We start from the raw sequence: 19,127 nt of genomic DNA on the forward strand, positions 1-19,127 counted from the left end.
CCCGTTTCAAACCAAACCATCTTCAACGGACACCTTCCGAACCAATAGTTGCACCATGGAAACAACTCCTCCTGGCTTTGAATTCGAACAACCGATGCTCGATATCGAGATTCAACTCAAGCAGCTTGAGCAATCCCCAACCCACTCGCCGGATGAAGAACAGCAGATCAATGCCCTTCGCCGCAAGTGGACGGAAACGACCAGAAAGATCTATGGCGAACTGAGCCCTTGGCAGATCGTCCAAGTCTCACGGCACAAAGACCGTCCGTACACCAAGGACTACCTGAATCTTGCCTTCGACGAATTCGTCGAATTGCACGGGGACAAATTCTTTGGCGACGACCGCGCCATGCTCACCGGCTTCGCCAAACTAGGTCGTCACAAAGTCATGGTCGTCGGCCACCAAAAAGGACGCACGTACAAAGAACGATCCGCTTGCCACTTCGGGTGCGCGCATCCGGAAGGCTACCGCAAAGCCATGTCCAAGATGAAGATGGCAGAAAAGTACGGGCTCCCCATCATCTGCTTCATCGACACTCCAGGTGCTTACCCAGGAGTCGGTGCCGAAGAACGCGGGCAGGCGCAAGTCATCGCCGAGAGCATGTTCCTCATGAGCCAACTGGAAGTTCCCATCATCTGCGTGGTCATCGGGGAAGGGGGGTCCGGCGGGGCACTGGGCATTGGCGTGGGTAACAAGATCGCCATGTTGCAATATGCTTACTACTCCGTCATCAGCCCGGAGGGATGCGCAGGGATCCTTTGGAAGAGCCACCAGTTCGCTCCGAAAGCGGCCGACGCCTTGCGGTTCACCTCGTCGCACCTCTCCAAACTACGAGTGGTCGACGATGTGATCGAAGAGCCCCTCGGCGGAGCCCATCGAGACCACCACGAAATGGCCTCGCGCCTCAAAGGCTACTTGTCCAAAACCCTGGACGGACTGCTCAAAGTGCCGGCGGCGCAACTGGCCTCCGATCGCTACGAGAAGTTCCGTCGCATGGGGACCTTCCTCGAGCAACTGGAAGACGGTTCCGTCCAAACCCACGGCGCCACCATCACCGCCTAGCCCAAGCAACAGCCGGTCTCCGACCGGTGCGTCCCCTCCCAAACCGAAACTGCTACCTCCGCTTCCCAGGATCAACCATCCTTTCATCGTCAGCGGCGGTAGAAGTTCACTGCTCAGAACCGGCAGCTACGATGCAGCTGCCGCTTTCTCTTGAAACTCTTTGCGGACGTTGGACGCGTCGGCATTGGGGAAGTTCGCCCGCTGGGTCATCAAGATATAGCAACGATCTTTGGTCGGATCGATCCAAGCCTGCGTGCCATAGGCGCCGCCGTGACCATAACTCCCCGGCGAAAGATCCTTCGTCACGCCTTGTGGATCGAGGACGATACAGCAGCCGATCCCCCAAGTGTTTCCCGGCGTGAAGCCCGTAATCACTTCGCCTGCCGATGGGGTGGAGAACTCTGCAACACTTTTCGGCGATAGGATACGAACCCCATCCAACTCTCCCTTGCGAAGCAACATGCGAGCGAATCGCGAATAGTCCGCGGCGGTTGAAAAGAGTCCTCCATTCGCCGCGGGCATGCGATCGCGATCCGTCGGTTTCTTCCCTCCGAGCAGACCGATCGATGCCTCCTCCAACTCCCCCTGCTCCGTTCTTCGATAGGACTTAGCAAGCCGCTGCGCCTGAGAATCAGAGAGATAGAAAGTGGTATCCTTCATCCCTAACGGTTTGCAAACTCTCTCGTCGAGAAAGACATCAAACGGCTTGCCGGAAACGGTCTCCACAATACATGCTGCTGTATTGATGGATGTCTGACTGTATTGCCATTTCGAACCGGGTGGAAAGAGAACTTTCACTTTGGCGTAGCGAGACGCCGCTTCTTTGAGGTTCTTTGACGAGTAAGCCTCTCCGCCAGGAAGCTCCGCCATACCGGACGTATGCGTTAACAAATGTCGCAGTGTAATCCTGGCTGGAGTTCCATCGCTCAGTGCAAGCCCCTTCATACCTGGCAAGTAATCGCTAATGGGGGCATCGAGCTTCAGCTTTCCTTCTTCCACCAACATCATGACGCACACGCCCGTCATCGGTTTGGTCATCGAAGCGATCCAAAAGATGCTGTCGGATTGCAATGGCTTTTGACTCGCCAGATCTGCGAAGCCGGTCGCATCCAGATGCAAGACCTTCTCGGATGATGCGACCAAGGTCACCGCGCCGGAAATTTCTTTCTCCTCGACGAACGCCTTCATCGCTTCGCGGACAGCCGGGAAGTGCGGGGCAGGGGGTTGATCGGCAGCGAGAATTTTCTCGCAGTGGCCACCGCCACCGAAGGTGCAACGACTTGCAATGCCTGCGAGCAGGAGCTGTTTGGTGATCGTTCGTCGATTGGGGAGAGGCATTCGTGGGTTCCTTAGGAGCAAGGGTTGGAAATGGCGATGATTTCCATGGTACCTCCCATCTCGCGGAGCAGGGTAGGGGGCTAGGGCGAAGGGAAGGGGGTAGGGTCACGTTGTTGGCTCGGGGCAGGGGAGGGGGGCGACCTAGAAATCTCAAAGCCGGCTTTTCGAATCCATGTTAGTGAAAGAAGGATCCATAGCATCTGCACCGCAGCCTCGATCAACCAGGCCGCCCAGGTCGCTTGGGCTTTCGGCGTAGTCGCGGAGACTTTGAGCCAAGCGACATCGGTGGCAAGCGGATTCAGATTCGATTGCAGTGCATCGGTTCCCATGATCTCGACGGGCGCATCCCAGTAGAGCCCCCCTGCCCCCGCGCGGAGCATGGCCAAGAGCGGGATGAGAACGATCAAGGCCGCGAGTCGCCAGCTTTTCCACTGCAGTCCGCACCAAACGGCGCCCCAGCAAATCGGAGCAAGAAAACCTCCCACCGCACCGGAAACGATCGTGCGCAGATCGCTTGGAAAGATCTGATACCAAGCGGAGCGAAATAGAAATCCAGGACGATCGAGAACGCTGGTTTTGTAGAACAAGACGGCGAAGCAAGCCAGGGTTGCGAGGAAGGTGATTTGCCGCAGAGAGAATTGGAACGTCCGCGCGGGAGCGGTTGCTGGGCTGAAGCGAAGCGACATTCGGCAAGGGTGCAGCGAGAGGCCCGAGAGGGATCGCAAGAGGCCGGCCATGGTCGAGGCGAAAAGGAGAAACAGTCCCCAGTGGGCAGCGTTCACTCCGAGGGCGAACGGAACGGCTTGCAGGGGCAGCCCCCAAAGCATGACCGTATTCCACTGGAGGAACGAGAGCAGCAATACCATGAGGAGCGTCAGTAGCTCCCGGGATCGCCAAATCGGCCTCCAACCCAACCAAATCGCGACAATCGATACAGGTGCGAAGAGCGTCATTCCGGACAACTGCTCGATGGGTAGTTCCGGGAGTTTCCAACTAGCAAATCGGAGGAGAGCGCCGATCGCCCCCAGCGCGGTCAGCGGCAAGATGATTCTCTGAATGGGGGCCCGCATGCGGTCGCGAAGCTTTCCGGTTTGGGGGGAAAATTCGGATTGGCGAAGCTGGATCGCTGATTCCTTTGTAGGCCCGTACAACCGGGCAGGCAAGAGCAGGGGGGGTGTATCGGGTCCACCGAAAAATTCGCCTTCCCGCCTTCCCGCCTTCCCGCCTCTCGCCTCTCGCCTCTCGCCTCTCGCCTCTCGCCCCTCGCCCCTCGCCCCTCGCCTCTCGCCACTCGCCACTCGACCCTCGCCACTCGCCACTCGACCCTCGCCACTCGACCCTCGCCACTCGACCCTCCGGCTCGCACTCGCCAAAAACCAGGGTTTTCTGCGAATCAAACCGAACATAAGAAACATTATCGGACGTTGCGGAGCGGGGAAATTCCTCCCTTCCCCACCCACGACCCAGCCCTTGGCGGTTGCTCAGCCAGTAAGCTGTAGGGGTTGCGTCCACCTTGACGCGATGAAAACGGCTACCGATTACGGAAACTTTACGGGCTTTTGATCGAGAACGATTGCACCATGACTCCTGACCGACGGCAGTTTTGCCTCTCCGCAGCGATGGCTCTGGCAGCAGGGACGTTCCCCCTCCGCGCTGCACAACCTTTCCCCCGCCCGGCGTCTTTGGGCACCTCCGGCTCCGTACCCGAACTCGGGAAACGTCTCTCGGACGAACAAGCCGCCGAGATCGCGCAACTCGCCCTATCCGGGATCGATCGGGAATATCCGAATAAACCGAACCAAGTCCTGCGAGGCCCCGAGGACGTCCTCTCCCCAAAACAAATGCACCCCGCGTTCTACGGATGCTTTGACTGGCACAGCAGCGTCCACGGGCACTGGGTACTCGCCCACCTCCTTCGTCACTACCCTACCCACTCGCTCGCCGATCCTTCTCGCCAAAAGCTTTCTGCAAGTCTCTCTGCGTCAAACCTTCTCGCCGAAACTCGCTACTTCGATTCGAAAGAAAACCGATCCTTCGAACGGATGTACGGATGGGCTTGGCTCCTGCAACTCGCCACCGAACTCCACCCGTTCGCCGACCCAGAAGCTCAACGATGGCGCGGCGCGTTGCGACCTTTAGAAGAAAAGATCGTTGCACTGACGATCGACTATCTACCCAGACTGTCGTTTCCCATTCGGACCGGAGTCCACCCCGATACCGCCTTCGCACTCGGACTCACCCTCGATTACGCGAAAACCGTCGGCAATGAAGCTCTTCTCTCTCTGGTCCTTCAACGCGCTCGCGACTACTACCTTCGCGATCAGTCCGCTACCGCCGCGTTCGAACCCTCCGGTGAAGATTTCTTTTCTCCCACGCTCAATGAAGCCGACTTGATGCGCCGCGTTCTCTCTCCCGATGAATTCACCGCATGGCTCGCGGCGTACTTGCCGGAACTGTTCCAGAACGACTCCGACGGAAACCCATCCTCGAACTCCAAACTTCTTCAACCCGTGGAAGTAAGCGATGTGACCGACGGTAAATTAGTCCATCTTGCAGGCCTCGATTTCTCTCGAGCCTGGTGCATGCTGGGTATCGCCCATTCGCTATCGAACTCGGACCCATTGCGAACTCGGCTTCTTCAGTCCGCCCGAGAACACGCGCGCGTCGGCTTTCAATACGTCTTCAGCGGTCACTACGAAGGAGAGCATTGGCTCGGAACATTCGCCCTTTTCACGCTCGCTGCAAGCCTGCAAGCAACGCCTAAATAAACCAATCGTTGCACCGAATTAGCGAGGCAATATATCGCTGGGCCAACCGGGCTGTATGCCCCCGTTGCTCGGTGGATATCCCGTGCTGGACGGATAGGATGCTCCCCCCTGCCCCGCTGGCTGACTCCCTCCCAAAGGAGGCCATAGATTGCCGCTAGGCGCTGGGGTCGGGCTGCTGGGTTGAAACCAAGATCCGCTCGTTTCATTACCCACCGGAGATGGGCTCAAGGTTCCTCCCCACCCCCCCTGCCCTGCCTCGGACACAGGATACCCCGCGGGAACTTGGCCATCCGGCCACTGATTCTGCTGCAACTTCTGTTCTACATTTTGAATGTACGGCCCGACAACTTGTTTGATCTCAACCGGCAGCAATCCACCCGCGCTCGCCAGGATGCGACTGATATAAAGCCCGCTCTTCGAGTTGGCGATCCGCTGCTGTTGAGCGGGTCCAAGCAATGACATCGCAAACATCGTGATCAAAAGGCAAAATAGAATACCTTTGACCAAACCAAAGCCTGCACCCAAGTGTCGATCGAATTCGCGCAACTTCACCTTGTCGATCGAGGTGCTGACCAAACGAAAGGCCATCCAGATCACGAAGCTCGATCCGAAGTACAGCAACAGCATGGCCAAAAACAGATTCCAAGGCGGATCAGCGTTGATCATCTTGGCCACTTCATTGCGAAAGTGGTACGCGACAAAATAGCTGGCCACAATCGAGGCCAGCGAAGCGACCTGCCAGGCAAAACCTTTGATTGCCCCGAAGATCGTTGTCGCAGCTAGCACGATCAGCATGATGATGTCGTACGTTTGCATAGTGCTCGCATTCCTTTGCTCTGCAGGTGGACTGGAAGCGCGGACTATATCGCGATTGCCCAACCTCCGTAAATACCCATTCTCGATTTCCCGACCGACCTTACGCTCCCCCCTGCTCTTTTGATATGCATCTCCCCTGCCCTCCCCTGCCCCGTTGGCCGGCCGAGGAAACAGGTATCTCAGAATGCAGCCATTCCTAGGCCGGATCGATGCCGGTTCCATTTCGCTAGCAAAGCGTTGAAGATCATGGCAGACTTTCGAACCCACATGACGGTGAGCACGGTCGCAGGCGTTCTTTACGGGTTGGGAGGATATCAATCAGGACTATCGATCGAAAGCTGCGTGATCGGTGGGGCGCTCTGCAGCGTCAGCGGAATGCTGCCGGATCTGGATAGCGATTCGGGCATTCCTTTGCGAGAAGCGATCGGATTCGCCTCGGCGGTCATTCCCATGCTCTTGGTAGAGCGTTTGCGTCGAATCGGAATGAGTCATGAGATGATGTTGGTCACGACCATCGGTGTCTATTTCTTTTTGCGATTTGGCATCGCGGAACTCTTTCGACGCTACACCGTTCACCGAGGGATGTGGCACAGCATGCCGGCCGCGCTCTCCGCCGCCCTTTTTGCCTTCCTCGTCAGCTCGTGCGACAACATGAGCCTTCGACTGTTCAAAACACTGGCGATCTTCATCGGCTTCATGTCGCACATTCTTCTCGACGAAATTTGGTCCGTCGAATTTCGACGAGGTCGCTACACATTCAAACACAGTTTTGGAACCGCGCTCAAATTCTGGGGGCAAAGCCGTATCGCCAATCTCTTCAGCTACGCATTTTTGATGATACTTTGCATTCTGGCTTACTATGATGAGGGTCTGATGTCGCGGTTCGGTTACATCCCACACACTCCCCAAACCGCGCTCGATTGGTTTCATCACTTCCGTACCCACGCACAGAATTTGTTGACGAGGTAGCTGTCCGAAGATTGCCTCGCCTGATCATGACCTCACTTTATCAAGTCAACATCCGAGCGCTGCTTCGAGACCTGTCCCAAACAAATTGCCGTCCCGCCACATTGGACGACTTGCCGGATGAGCTTCTGAACCAATGGCAATCGCTGGGAATCCACTGGATTTGGCTTCTGAGTGTTTGGCAAACCGGCGAAGCCTCCAAGTTGATCTCGCGACGGCAGGCAACCTGGCGACAGGAATTCCAAGCCGCCCTCCCAGATTTGGACGACGAGGACATCCAAGGTTCCGGATTTGCTATCACCAGTTATCGAGTGCATGATGCTTTGGGAGGCAACGCAGCGTTAGCGCGTCTTCGCGGCCGCCTTCAGGAACGAGGACTGCGATTGATGCTCGACTTTGTTCCCAACCATGTCGGTCTCGACCACCCTTGGTTGGATACAGATCCCGATCTCTTCGTCGTGGGCACGGAAGAGGCGCTGGAACGAAGACCGCAGAACTACTTCCGCCACCCCAACGGGACCGTGTTTGCTCACGGACGCGATCCCTACTTTCCCGGGTGGATCGATACCGCCCAACTCGACTTCAGCAGTCCGAAACTGGTGGAGCGGATGCAAAAGGAGTTACGAAACATCGCAACTCTCTGCGATGGTGTCCGATGCGACATGGCGATGCTCGTCCTCCCCGATATTTTCGAGAAGACATGGCACCGCCCTGCCCTCCCCTTTTGGTCGGAAGCAATACCAGCAGTCAAAGAAGAACATCCCGATTTCTGCTTCATGGCAGAGGTCTATTGGAGCCGCGAATGGGATCTTCAGCAGCTTGGGTTTGACTACTGCTATGACAAGATTCTTTACGACCGCCTCCTCCGCGATTCCCCGGAATCCATTCGGCTTCACTGGCAGGCCGATGAAAGCTACCAATCCAAACTGGTTCGATTTCTCGAGAACCACGACGAACCTCGCATTCGGAACCTCCTTTCCAACCCCCAGCACTTCGCCGCCGCCGTGCTTTGCTACCTTTCACAAGGATTGAAGTTTTTTCATGAAGGACAGCTCGAAGGTCGGCGACTCAAGATTTCGCCCCATGTCGTTCGCCGCCACCCCGAGCTGGTGGATGAGCAAGTCCACGACTTTTACCTTCGCCTCCTGAAACTACTTCGTGACGATACGCTCGTCCGAGGACGATGGCTGCAGTTGGAGGCCAAGCCGGCTTGGGAGGGCGATGCCTCGTTCGAGAACATTATCGCGTTCCGTTGGAAGGATCCCGAATTCCGCCACTTGGTCGTCATCGTCAACTATTCCCCTCAAGCGTCGCAGGGACGCATTCGACTTTCGATCGATCGAAACTGCGTGAGCCATGTCCACTTCGAAGACTTGCTCAGCGGTGGGTCCTGTTCATTCCATCGAGGTGAACTGTTCAATCCCGGCATGTTGGTCCGCTTGGACCCTTGGCAATTCCACGTCTTCAAAGAGACAGATGACAGCTAGACGCCGTACGGCACGACAACCCGTCGCTCCTTAGCGAAATTTTGTCGTAGTCGATTCGTAGACGACCAGGGTGGAATCTTGCCCAATCCCTCCCAGCCATTTTCGCAATTCGCCCAACCTCCCAAATAGAGGGTCTCGATTCTGGTGGCATTCCATTTGCATTTCCCTGACCGTCCGATAGCGGTACGCTGCCGTCCGTTAGAGGACCAAAGACTTCATGGATGAAATCTGCGCACGACGGGCACAATCAGGGATGTCACGTATGGAAATCAGAGCCGAGAGCTACGCGACCAAAACGATGCAGGGATGGGATCAGTTCCATCGATTCTTATCGGGGGGCATTCCCCACGCAGAGGAGATTGCAGCAACGCTGGCCCAGAGTTCGCTTCGCTTTCCTAGAGGCTTACGCCGAAACATCGAGGACATCGACCTCGTGCACTATTCTTCTGTCCACCATGCCTTTCGGAACAAGAAACTTCGGTGCTTCTTAACGTTCATGGAGTTAGCCAAGAACGAACCTTATTGGAGCAGCGTGAAAGAGTGCCGTGAAACACAGTTCGTGGTAATCGATGTGTTTCTCAAAGATACGCCGGAATCGGTAGTGGAAGCCATCCGGCTCCTTCCTCTTTGGCTAAACGAACAGGACGAAGAGTCGACTGGAGGAATTCCGCCTATGGGGCCCTCGCATCCTGCCCATACCCATTCGTGGTCCATCAGTCCCTATCGAGCAGCTTGAACCCGATTAACTGAGTAGCCCTCGTCGCTCCGCCCTCTCCATTCCCAATTCGAGGAAGACCATAAAGAACTCGATATCCGGGATATCGACCCGACCTTCGTTCGCCTGCTCCAGCCAACGAACGATCGCCAGGGCTCGCAAGTAAAACGGACTCTCGGTAAAGACCTGCTTCTCGAATGGGTTCATGAATCCACCGCCACCGAAAACTTCCCGTTGATGTGCCAGTGCAAGTCTTGGAAAGTACTGAGGAATCACGGTTGATAGGAACCGGCGGGCAGAAAACTGCAGGCGCACCAGTTCCGCGACATCGGAACCGAACTGGAGCGCCAGCCAATCATAAGCGTGGGTTTCCAACAAGGAATCCGCGGAAGCGTCGCGGTCGAAATAGCACCCCAGTACGAACATCTCGCTGCACCCGCTAAACAAGGTGGCCACGATCGAAGTGACACACGCATTCTCCGAGATTCCTTGGGCAGCAGCGGCAGCAGATCGGAGAAATCGCTTTCGGATCCTTCGGTCGGGATGGCGCAAACCACCGTCGATGAACTGGTAGATATCCTCGCTCGAAGCGCGAAGACGGGGCCGACCACTCGCAAACGATTCGACTGCAATCATCTTGGTTTCCTTTCAGTTCGCTAGCAATACGCGACCAGACTAGGATTAGATTGTGTCGTGCAGATGAAGATTGCGTGCAGAGGGAATGAATAGGCCGGCAATCCAGCGCGGGACCGACCCGGCTTTCTAATTCTGTTCTGTTGGCTCTACAGGAGGGGCAGATGGCTCAATGCCGGTAATGGCGTGCTGGATGATCAAGTGGAAGCGCACCAAATCAGGCACCGAGTTCAGTTCCAGCTTTCGCATGATTTTTGACCGTCTCGCCTCGACGGTTCGCTCCGCGATATTCAGCTTGCGGGCAATCATTTTGTTCATCGCACCATCGACCACTAGTTGGACCACGTCCCTTTCGGAAGATGTTAACGTTTCCCAACGCGCAATCATGACTTGGAGGTCCTCCGACTTTTTAAAGAGCCGGTTGAGAACTTGGCAACTAATCTCTTCTGCCGATATGCGTCGGGTGATGCCGATAGTGCCGATGCATTCGCCGTGGAGCACGACACCTTTTCGACGTATCTCGAGCGGTATGCGGCGGCCGCGGTCGCTTAAGATCTCGCATCGGAGTATTTGCACATCATCGGTAGGGATCGAATTGTTGGCCGCGATGACGTACTCATCATTCCAAGCGTGATTGGTCAACAGAAGGACGTAGTTCTTCCGCTTCCATTGACCGATATCTACTTCGAAGACCCGGGACGCCGATTCGCTGATGTACGTGACGCGTCGTTCTTTGTCGTGTGTGTAAAGAACGAGGTCTTGACTGGGGCAATGGAAAAAGCCCGGGAGAAGCGACTCAGGATGGCTCAAAACGGAGCTAGGTTGGGAGCTCTGATTGGATGAAAAAAAAGGCACGTCCATACTTTACCTCGACCAGTTGGGTGGGACGGGCGTTTGACGACAGCGAGAGGGAGCGACAGGTAAAGGCGTTTAGAACAACATTGCGAGAGGCTAACGAAGGACATCCCTCCATGTCAAGTAAAATATCAAGGGAAATACGCGGTCCGGGCGATATCATCGCGTCGTGGGATTGGTATCGGTCGTAGCCGTCATCGTCGGGGCCGACGTGGGTGCATTCTCTGGAGTGGGTTGGCCGTTGGGCTTTTGGCCAAATATTCGGTTCGCAAAGAGGAATCCACCTCGGTGATCCACCCCGTTGGCGTGGACGACTGCGTCAGGCTTGATCGCTCCATTCGGCTGGGGCTTGATCCGCTTTCCTGCAAATCGGGTCCCGCCGTAGATGGTTCCATATTGGAGCGGACCGACCCCGAGAATCCAAGTGTCTCGGGCGCTGCTGCCGGCTTGCGCAATCCCAGACTGCCATATTGGTTCACGCGTCTCACGGTCGTACGCGAACACCGAGACTTTGGCTGCCGCGCTCTTCATCTCCCGTTTTGCCACAGAGATTTCCGGAATGGTCGGCAGTTGCGGAGAGCCTGGGATGACGTTGGACGCGTTCGCAAAGATATTGTTGGCCGGCATCCCATAGATGACGCTGTGTCCATCGGTTCCGAGCGCACCGCAACGCGCTTCGCAGATGATCTCCGCCGCATCGCGCGAGTCGACGAGCATGCACCCGGCCGCCGTCATTTGTTGCCGCAGTCCGCTGATGATGTAGTCCGAGGTTACAAGATTCGCCGGCAGTGGAACCCCAGGAATAACCTTGCCCGCCGCAGAAACATAGGTCACGTCCAAGAAAACTTTATGCCCCGACAAGGGGCGAAAATCCATCTTCGAAATCGTGGAATCCACTGCGTCGGACATCAACAGTTGTTCGGTGGCGGTGAAAGACTTCGTTGTCCCACAACCGACGAGCACCTGGAGTAGGCCGACGATCAACGCCCCAATAAGTAGATAGCGACTTGGACCTGTTTCGAGAACAAACCGTATCATCAACAACCTGATTGGGGGACGGATGGAAGGCGGGACGAAACGAACTTAGAAGGACCGAGGGGTGTGAGGTCCCAAAGTGTCCATGCTCGCCCGGGGAGAATAGCCGGGTCGCTAGCGTCTCCAAAGACAAAACAGGTAAAGCAGGCAATCTACGGCGAATTCAAATCGGAAAAGATTGGCCCTGCACCGAAATTCAACCGATCGAACTACACTGAGGTCATACGCCCCTCCTCCTCCCACCCATCACCGAATCGAACTTGCTATGCGAATTGTCCATCACGGCGGACATACCGGCGTAACCGGGTCATGCCACCAATTATTTTTCAAGAATGGTCGATCGATTCTGGTCGACTGTGGCATGTTCCAGGGAGCCGATGCACGCAAACGTCCGTCCATGGACATCGACTTTCCGCTCGAGGGAATCGATGCCCTCCTCCTCACCCATGTGCACATCGACCACATCGGCAGGATCCCTTATTTGATGGAGGCCGGTTTCAATAAACCGATGTACTGCACCGTCCCGACGGCCAAGCTGATTCCCATCATGCTCGAAGATGCGATGCGTCTGGGCATCACCCGAAATCGGCAGGTTATCAAGTCTTTTTTGGATGATCTCAAGCGACACATCCACCCTTGCCCCTACAACGAATGGATCGACATAGGTCACGGAACGAAGGTTCGATTCCAACAGGCGGGCCATATCCTCGGTTCCGCATACATCGAGGTGGACCACGACGACGACCGGATCGTCTTCAGCGGAGATCTTGGCTCCCGGTGTACGCCGATTTTGAAGGACCCGGTGAGTCCCGAGCGTGCGGACTACTTGGTCCTCGAAAGCACCTATGGTGATCGCGTTCACGAAGGACGCGAGACTCGGATCCACCGACTCGAATCGATTTTGTGCGAGACCATCTCCAATAGTGGACTCACCATTATCCCCGCATTCAGCCTGGGTCGAACCCAGGAATTGCTCTATGAACTCAATAAGATCCTTGAAGAGATCGGGCACAAGATGCAGTGCTCGATGCTCAAGCACATCGACATCATCGTCGACTCTCCCTTAGCGATCAAACTGACGGACATTTACGATGCGATGCAGGAGTACTGGGATGAAGAGGCTTGGGAAGTCCTCTCGGTGGACAGCCAACCGCTGGTCTTTAATAATCTGGTGCAAATCGATTCCGGCGCAGACCATCGCGAAGCGGTCACCCATCTGTTGAAGTCTAAAAAGCCGGCCATCGTCATCGCCGGAAGCGGGATGTGCACGGGAGGTCGGGTCGTCGACTATTTGAAGGCATTTTTGGGTCGAGAAAACACAGACGTTGTCTTTGTCGGCTATCAAGCGTTGGGAACGCCGGGGCGGTCGATCCAAGAATGCTCCGAGGGGAAGTGCAACATCCACCTGGACAACATGGATTTGCAGGTCAAAGCGAAGACGCACACGCTCACGGGTTACTCCGCGCACGCCGACCAAAACGATTTGATTCGCTTCGTGGAGAACATTCCGACCAAACCTCGCGAGATCAGATTGGTGCATGGCGAAGAGCCTGCTAAGTCGGCGTTGGCGGAGAAGCTCTCGGCGCTGGGGCACATCGTGACTTGGCAGGATGAGCCCGTCGAATAGCCCCCCTGCCCTACCCCAGAATTTCGACCTGCAAAATCGAATTGGCCGATAATTTGCTCCAGTCGTCGAAATCCGATTCAAACACAGCCGATTTGACAGCTTGGAAATTGAGATGGCCGAGGATTATTACAAAGTACTAGGAGTCGAAAAAAGCGCGTCCGCGGAGGAGATTACGAAGGCCTATCGCAAATTGGCGAGAAAGCATCACCCCGATCTCAACCCAGATGACGCAGGTGCGAAGAAGCGATTTCAAGAAATTCAAACGGCCTACGACTGCCTCAACGATGCCGACAAGCGCGCGAAATACGATCAATTCGGGGCGGGGTATGAACAATTCGGCGGGCAGCCCTTTGGAGGAGAAGGCGCGCAGGGCTTCGATTTTGGGGACATATTTGGGGGAGGTGGCTCCCCGGTCGACTTCAGCAGTATTTTCGGCCAGTTTGGCGGAGGCCGTTCGCGGAGGCAACCGCGTGGGGCAGACGTCAGCGCGGAAATCTTCGTCCCGATTCGGACGCTCGTCCAAGGTGGCGAAACGCAAATCCAACTCAATACGAATGGCACAGCCGAGTCGATCACGGTGAAGATTCCAGCGGGAATCGAACCTGGAAAAAAGATTCGGTTGCGAGGCCGAGGCCAGTCCGTGCACGGTGGAAAGCCAGGCGATCTCCTGCTCACCGTGCATGCGGAAGCCAATCCCCACTACAAACTCTCCGGCAGAAACCTGGAATTGCGTCTGCCGATTTCGCTTGGGGAAGCGATCCAGGGGGGAAGGATCGACGTACAAACTCCATCGGGTACGATCTCCCTCACCATCCCTCCGATGAGCAGCAGCGGGAAAAAGCTACGTCTCAAAGGACAAGGATTCAAGGGATCGGATGGAATTGCTGGGGATATGCTCGTTGAATTAATGATCAAATTGCCCGACAATATGCCGTCCGGGATGGGCCAGATCCTCCCAGAGCTGCAACTCGGTTACTCTAAACCTGTTCGACAGGGTGTGCAGCTTTGAGCTGGCGAAGTTGGATTTCCGCTCGGGGCAGAGAACCAGATTCCTGACGCCATTGTTTCGTATTTTCCGATACCGATAGGTGATGCTTGAGCACCTGGATTGCCCCGACCGACCACGACGACATCACATTGGATGCAAATAGTCCCTTTGCAATTCCGATGCGACCGGAAGTGGATTCGAATACCCCGATCGGCATCGAGTTGCAGGAAGGGGATACGGGAGAGACCCAAGGGACCAATGAGCTGCTCCAAACCCGCTTGGCGGGGGCTGCTTTGGCTTTGGGATTCGGCGCTGGCATCTTTTCGTTGTGGACTCTCTTGCGCGAGGTCACTTCGATCGAGCAGCATTTGGGGTGGTTCTTCATCGGCTTGGAAATCACCACCGCGATTGCCTTGATCGGAATGGGAATCTGGCTGTATCGCGTTCCCTCGGCAACCTGCCGTTGCCTTCGCTGGTGCGAGCTGGCGATCTTCGGCCTGACATCCTGCCTTTTTGCCTTGCTCCACTATCTGGAGATCGTTTTCATTGTTCAGGATTTCAGCTTGATCCCGCAAATGCCGATGGGAGGCTGGCTGATTCTCATTTTCACCTACTCGATTTTCGTGCCAAGATCCTGGTGGGTCATCCTTTGGGCGAGTGCCACGATGTCGATCTTTCCGATTGTCGCCACGGCCGTCGCCATTATCTTGCACCCCGATGTACGAGCCGCGATAGGGTTTGATCCCTCTAGCTTGGTCGAGATGGTGCTATTCCTTGTGGCAACCATCTTCGCCAGCGTATCGAGCGTTCGGATGATCTCGTACCTGCGTGAGAAGGCGCACGAAGCGAAAGAATTGGGTCGTTACAAGCTCAAAGAGAAGATTGGCTCCGGAGGGATGGGAGATGTTTATCTTGCCGAGCATCGGCTCATGAAGAGGCCTTGCGCGATCAAAGTCATCCGACCTGAGAAAGCCGGTGATCCGAAGGCCATTGCGAGGTTCGAGCGAGAAGTTCGCACCACCTCGCGATTGACTCACTGGAACAGCGTTTCGATTTTCGACTACGGCCGTACCGCCGACGGCAAGTTCTATTATGTCATGGAGTACCTGACGGGACTCAGTTTACAAGAACTCGTCAAACGCCGCGGCCCTTTGTCTCCCGGCCGTGCGGTTTACCTGCTCAAACAAGTATGCAACGCATTGATCGAGGCACATGGCATCGGATTGATCCACCGAGACATCAAGCCCGCTAACATCATGGTCACCGAGTTGGGGGGCGCCTACGATGTCGTGAAGCTGCTCGATTTCGGTTTGGCCAAACCGATAACGACCTCCGTCAACGCGCCCTCAGAACCCGAGCTCACCGTCGTCGGCTCCTTGACCGGCTCCCCCCTCTATATGTCCCCTGAGCAAGCTCTAGGGGAAGCTCAGCCCGACCACCGTTCCGACATCTATTCGCTAGGTGGAGTTGCGTTTTATATATTGACCGGCAAACCACCATTTCTTTCCGGACCAACGCTGAAAGTGCTGTTGGCTCATATTCATGAACAACCGGTTGCACCATCAAGCCAACGAAAACAGGGTTCGGCCCCCATCTCGCTGGAACTTGATAGTTTGGTTCTCCGTTGCTTAGCTAAACAGCCGAAGGATCGATTTCAGTCCGCGCAGGAGCTTCTCAATGCGCTCGAGGCGTTACCCGAAGCCAATGAGTGGAATCAAAAACAGGCTGCCCAATGGTGGACATGCAATTGCACCCATTATCAAACGAGCCACGGATGATGGGCAAAGGAGTCGCGGATAGCTGAATGGATGCTGAACAGACGAGAATCGAAGCCGATTTGCGAGGTGCGTTGGACGGAGAAGTCTTTTGCAATCCGCTCCATACTCATATGTATGCGACCGATGCGAGTCTCTATCAGATCACTCCGATTGCGGTCGTTCGGCCAAGGCACGAAGAAGATGTCGCGCAATGTGTTCGATACGCCCAAGAGAACTCTTTGCCTATCTTGCCTCGCGGCGGTGGAACAGGGCATGCCGGCCAAGCCATCGGGCCTGGGATTGTCATCGATTTTTCACGGTTTATGCGCCGGCTGATCAAACTGGACCGCGACGCGTTAACGGTCCGCGTTCAGCCTGGCCTTCCGCTCGCCGAACTTAACCGCGCGCTGGCCAAACAGAAGCTGGTATTCGGACCCGACCCCGCCACGCGGTCTGTCACCACGATCGGCAGCGTCGTCGCGATCGATTCTCTGGGAAGCCACTTTCTACGATATGGCACAGCAGGAGAATCGCTCCTCGAATCGGCCTCGGTACTCGCCGATGGATCCAAGGTAAGGCTGGGAACGCACCGATGGTCGCGGCCTGATTCCGGCAATCCGCGATTGGATCAATTGGCATCCGACGTCGGGTCGGTTCTATGGGCGAACCGATCGGCCATCAAAAATCCACCATGGCGAGGCGTCGCACGCGGTTGCGGATACCGATTGGATGTCAGCGATCACGAGACCGTCAACCTCGCTCGTTTGCAATCGGGAGCCGAAGGGACCTTGGCAGTTCTCACCGAGCTCCTCCTGCAAGTTCAACCGATGCCCGAGGCCCGTGGCGTCGTCCTCCTTTTCTTCGACCGGCTTGAGCTGGCGGTCAAAGCCGCCTCCGAAGCGAGACGGGATAAAGTCGCTGCGTGTGATTTAATGGACCGACGCTTGATCGAAATCGCACGCGACCTCGACACCCGTTACGAATCGATGCTCCCCCGGGGCGCCGAGGCGCTCCTTTTGATTGAACATCACGGGGACGATGCCCACGAAGTACGGAACAAACTAACCAGTCTCTCGCAACGGATTAGTCGGCGAGCCCCGAATACCCTCTCGTCGCGAATCATCCTCGATGACAACGAGCGGGATTTTATCTGGAAGCTGAGCCGCCGGGTTATCCCAAGACTCTATCGCCTCAAGAGTTTGGCCAGACCGCTCCCGTTCGTCGAGGACCTCGCCGTCCCACCCGACCGACTCCCCGAGTTCGTTATCGACGTTCAGAACACCCTCAAGGCGGAGCGTGTGACCGGAGCACTCTTTGCGCACGCAGCCCACGGACATTTGCACCTCCGCCCGTTCCTTGATCCCAATTCCCCGGAAGATGTCCTTCGGATGCAACGGATTGCCGACCGGTTGGTCGAAAAAGTCCTCGAGTACCGGGGCGTGATTTCAGGGGAACATGCGGTGGGACTCAGCCGTAGCTACTATCTGCGCCAACAGCTCGGGGAACTCTATCCGGTTTGCCGGCAAGTGAAGGAATTGTTCGATCCGAATGGAATCCTCAATCCCGGCAAACTCATCACCGACTCCGCGCAGAAAATTACCGATAACCTCCGAGGCTCGGCAGCGCAGAGCGTCCCATCCTTGGAACCGGTACCTTCCGAACACACCGGTGCACCCAAGCCCGAATCCGAATCGACATTGGAGTCGCTGGCCAAACGCCCTCCCTTCCTCCCGATCTTGCGATGGGGACCGGAGAACGAATCGATTCAGGAAGTAGCCGACTCATGCAATGGTTGCGGCCGATGCCGGACCACTGCTCCGAGCGAGAGGATGTGTCCCATGTTTCGCGCGACGCGGAGCGAAGAAGCATCCCCGCGTTCCAAAGCGAACTTGGTCCGCGGCCTGTTGACAGGCAACATCCAATCCACGGCCCTCGAAGGGGACGAGTTGCGCGCAATCGCCGATCTGTGCTTCCATTGCCATCAGTGCAGGATCGAATGCCCCGCATCGGTCGATATCCCCAAATTGGTGTTGGAGCTCAAGTCGCAGTACACCGCGATCAACGGATTGCGATGGAGCGATCGGCTCCTATCTCGTATCGATTTGTTAAGCTCTCTCGCCTCGAAACTTCCGGTCTTATCGAACTGGGCTCTCGAAAATGGGACCGCGCGTTGGCTCCTTGAAAAGGCCACCGGTATCGCGCAAGGCCGACGCCTCCCTGGCTTTGCCAAGCAGCCGTTTCTGAGATGGGCCTCCAAAAATCGGCTGACCAGGCCCAATCGAGCTGGTGGTAGAAAGATTCTGTACCTCGTCGATCAATACGCCAATTGGAACAATCCCCTGCTCGGAACGTCGTTGGTCGCGGTCATGCAGCACCAGAACGTCGAAGTCTACGTTCCCACTTGGCAGACGGTGACTTGGATGACTCGAATCGCCATGGGGGATATCGAGAAAGTCCGAAAGTGGATCGGGCCTCAAATCCGTCAATTGGCGGAAGCCGTGCGGCAAGGCTACGAAATCGTCAGCACCGAACCCACCGCCATCCTCTGCCTCAAGAACGAATACGTGAGCATCCTCGATAACGACGACGCCCGACTCGTCGCCAGCCACGCATGGGAAGCGGGCCAATACCTCTGGCAACTTCACCAACGCAATGAATTGCAACTCGATTTCAAACCGCTCTCGGCGTCGATCCTGTATCATACCCCTTGCCACCTGAAAGCGATCGATCCGGAACACTCCGGCCTCCGCTTGCTCGACCTCATCCCCGGGGTCACGGTGACCCATGCCAATGCTGGTTGTAGCGGCATGGCAGGCACCTACGGCATGCGGCGTCAAACCTATCGAACCTCTCTTCGCGTCGGATGGAACTTGATCAGCACGACTCAGGCATCCACCGCGCAGCTCGGGAGCACCGAATGCGCAGCCTGCAAACTGCAAATGGAACAAGGGACCGACAAACCGACGATCCACCCCATCGCTCTTATGGCCTATGCGTACGGCAAAATGCCCGAGGTGAAACAGTGGATCCAACGTCGTAACGAAGGCCTCTCGGTTCTCTAACCTTCGTACGAACAAAA

General features: G+C 56.2%; 15 protein-coding genes. 9 read left to right on the forward strand and 6 right to left on the reverse strand.

Annotated features, from left to right (window positions below):
• Positions 1-55 precede the first annotated feature (55 nt).
• Positions 56-1,063 carry an acetyl-CoA carboxylase carboxyltransferase subunit alpha gene (locus VN12_RS17840; RefSeq protein ID WP_146678107.1) on the forward strand — a complete coding sequence of 336 codons (1,008 nt, stop codon included), beginning with the start codon at positions 56-58 and terminating at the stop codon, positions 1,061-1,063.
• Between the two features lie 126 nt (positions 1,064-1,189).
• On the opposite strand, the gene VN12_RS17845 is transcribed toward VN12_RS17840, so the two are convergent.
• Positions 1,190-2,401, reverse strand: a complete 1,212-nt coding sequence (locus VN12_RS17845) for a serine hydrolase domain-containing protein (RefSeq protein ID WP_146678108.1) — start codon at positions 2,399-2,401, stop codon at positions 1,190-1,192.
• Between the two features lie 80 nt (positions 2,402-2,481).
• Positions 2,482-3,471, reverse strand: coding sequence for a hypothetical protein (locus tag VN12_RS17850; RefSeq protein ID WP_205855077.1), 990 nt, complete (start codon positions 3,469-3,471; stop codon positions 2,482-2,484).
• 510 nt (positions 3,472-3,981) lie between these two features.
• Between VN12_RS17850 and VN12_RS17860 the strand changes: the two genes are divergently transcribed.
• Entirely contained in the window at positions 3,982-5,169 is a 1,188-nt protein-coding gene (locus tag VN12_RS17860) for a DUF2891 domain-containing protein (protein WP_240491186.1), read from the forward strand.
• 18 nt (positions 5,170-5,187) lie between these two features.
• Here VN12_RS17860 and VN12_RS17865 read toward each other — a convergent pair whose 3' ends face one another.
• A complete protein-coding gene (locus tag VN12_RS17865) occupies positions 5,188-5,985 on the reverse strand; it encodes a CvpA family protein (RefSeq protein WP_168164488.1) in 798 nt (265 codons plus the stop codon).
• Between the two features lie 246 nt (positions 5,986-6,231).
• Here VN12_RS17865 and VN12_RS17870 point away from each other — a divergent pair, with 246 nt between their 5' ends.
• From VN12_RS17870 to VN12_RS17880, 3 genes are all read left to right on the forward strand, one after another.
• Positions 6,232-6,954, forward strand: a complete 723-nt coding sequence (locus VN12_RS17870; protein WP_146678112.1) for a metal-dependent hydrolase — start codon at positions 6,232-6,234, stop codon at positions 6,952-6,954.
• A gap of 26 nt (positions 6,955-6,980) precedes the next feature.
• On the forward strand, positions 6,981-8,438 hold the full coding sequence (locus VN12_RS17875) for an alpha-amylase family glycosyl hydrolase (RefSeq protein ID WP_146678113.1): 1,458 nt from the start codon (positions 6,981-6,983) through the stop codon (positions 8,436-8,438).
• A gap of 262 nt (positions 8,439-8,700) precedes the next feature.
• The gene (locus VN12_RS17880) at positions 8,701-9,174 is read left to right on the forward strand and encodes a hypothetical protein (RefSeq protein ID WP_146678114.1); all 474 of its coding nucleotides are present in this window, start codon (positions 8,701-8,703) and stop codon (positions 9,172-9,174) included.
• 6 nt (positions 9,175-9,180) lie between these two features.
• Here VN12_RS17880 and VN12_RS17885 read toward each other — a convergent pair whose 3' ends face one another.
• The 3 genes from VN12_RS17885 to VN12_RS17895 form a co-directional block, all read right to left on the reverse strand.
• The gene (locus VN12_RS17885; protein WP_146678115.1) at positions 9,181-9,789 is read right to left on the reverse strand and encodes a hypothetical protein; all 609 of its coding nucleotides are present in this window, start codon (positions 9,787-9,789) and stop codon (positions 9,181-9,183) included.
• 126 nt (positions 9,790-9,915) lie between these two features.
• The gene (locus VN12_RS26225) at positions 9,916-10,647 is read right to left on the reverse strand and encodes a LuxR C-terminal-related transcriptional regulator (RefSeq protein ID WP_146678116.1); all 732 of its coding nucleotides are present in this window, start codon (positions 10,645-10,647) and stop codon (positions 9,916-9,918) included.
• A gap of 153 nt (positions 10,648-10,800) precedes the next feature.
• On the reverse strand, positions 10,801-11,679 hold the full coding sequence (locus VN12_RS17895; protein ID WP_146678117.1) for a DUF6655 family protein: 879 nt from the start codon (positions 11,677-11,679) through the stop codon (positions 10,801-10,803).
• A 262-nt stretch (positions 11,680-11,941) separates the two neighbouring features.
• On the opposite strand from VN12_RS17895, the gene VN12_RS17900 reads away from it, so the two are divergent.
• From VN12_RS17900 to VN12_RS17915, 4 genes are all read left to right on the forward strand, one after another.
• Positions 11,942-13,303: an MBL fold metallo-hydrolase gene (locus VN12_RS17900; protein ID WP_146678118.1), complete on the forward strand. Its 1,362-nt coding sequence runs from the start codon at positions 11,942-11,944 to the stop codon at positions 13,301-13,303.
• A gap of 112 nt (positions 13,304-13,415) precedes the next feature.
• A complete protein-coding gene (locus tag VN12_RS17905) occupies positions 13,416-14,312 on the forward strand; it encodes a DnaJ C-terminal domain-containing protein (protein WP_146678119.1) in 897 nt (298 codons plus the stop codon).
• 86 nt (positions 14,313-14,398) lie between these two features.
• The gene (locus tag VN12_RS17910; RefSeq protein ID WP_146678120.1) at positions 14,399-16,069 is read left to right on the forward strand and encodes a serine/threonine protein kinase; all 1,671 of its coding nucleotides are present in this window, start codon (positions 14,399-14,401) and stop codon (positions 16,067-16,069) included.
• Between the two features lie 26 nt (positions 16,070-16,095).
• A complete protein-coding gene (locus VN12_RS17915; RefSeq protein WP_146678121.1) occupies positions 16,096-19,110 on the forward strand; it encodes an FAD-binding and (Fe-S)-binding domain-containing protein in 3,015 nt (1,004 codons plus the stop codon).
• Positions 19,111-19,127 lie beyond the last annotated feature (17 nt).

The sequence above is a fragment of the Pirellula sp. SH-Sr6A genome, assembly GCF_001610875.1.
GTDB lineage: Bacteria > Planctomycetota > Planctomycetia > Pirellulales > Pirellulaceae > JBKCUI01.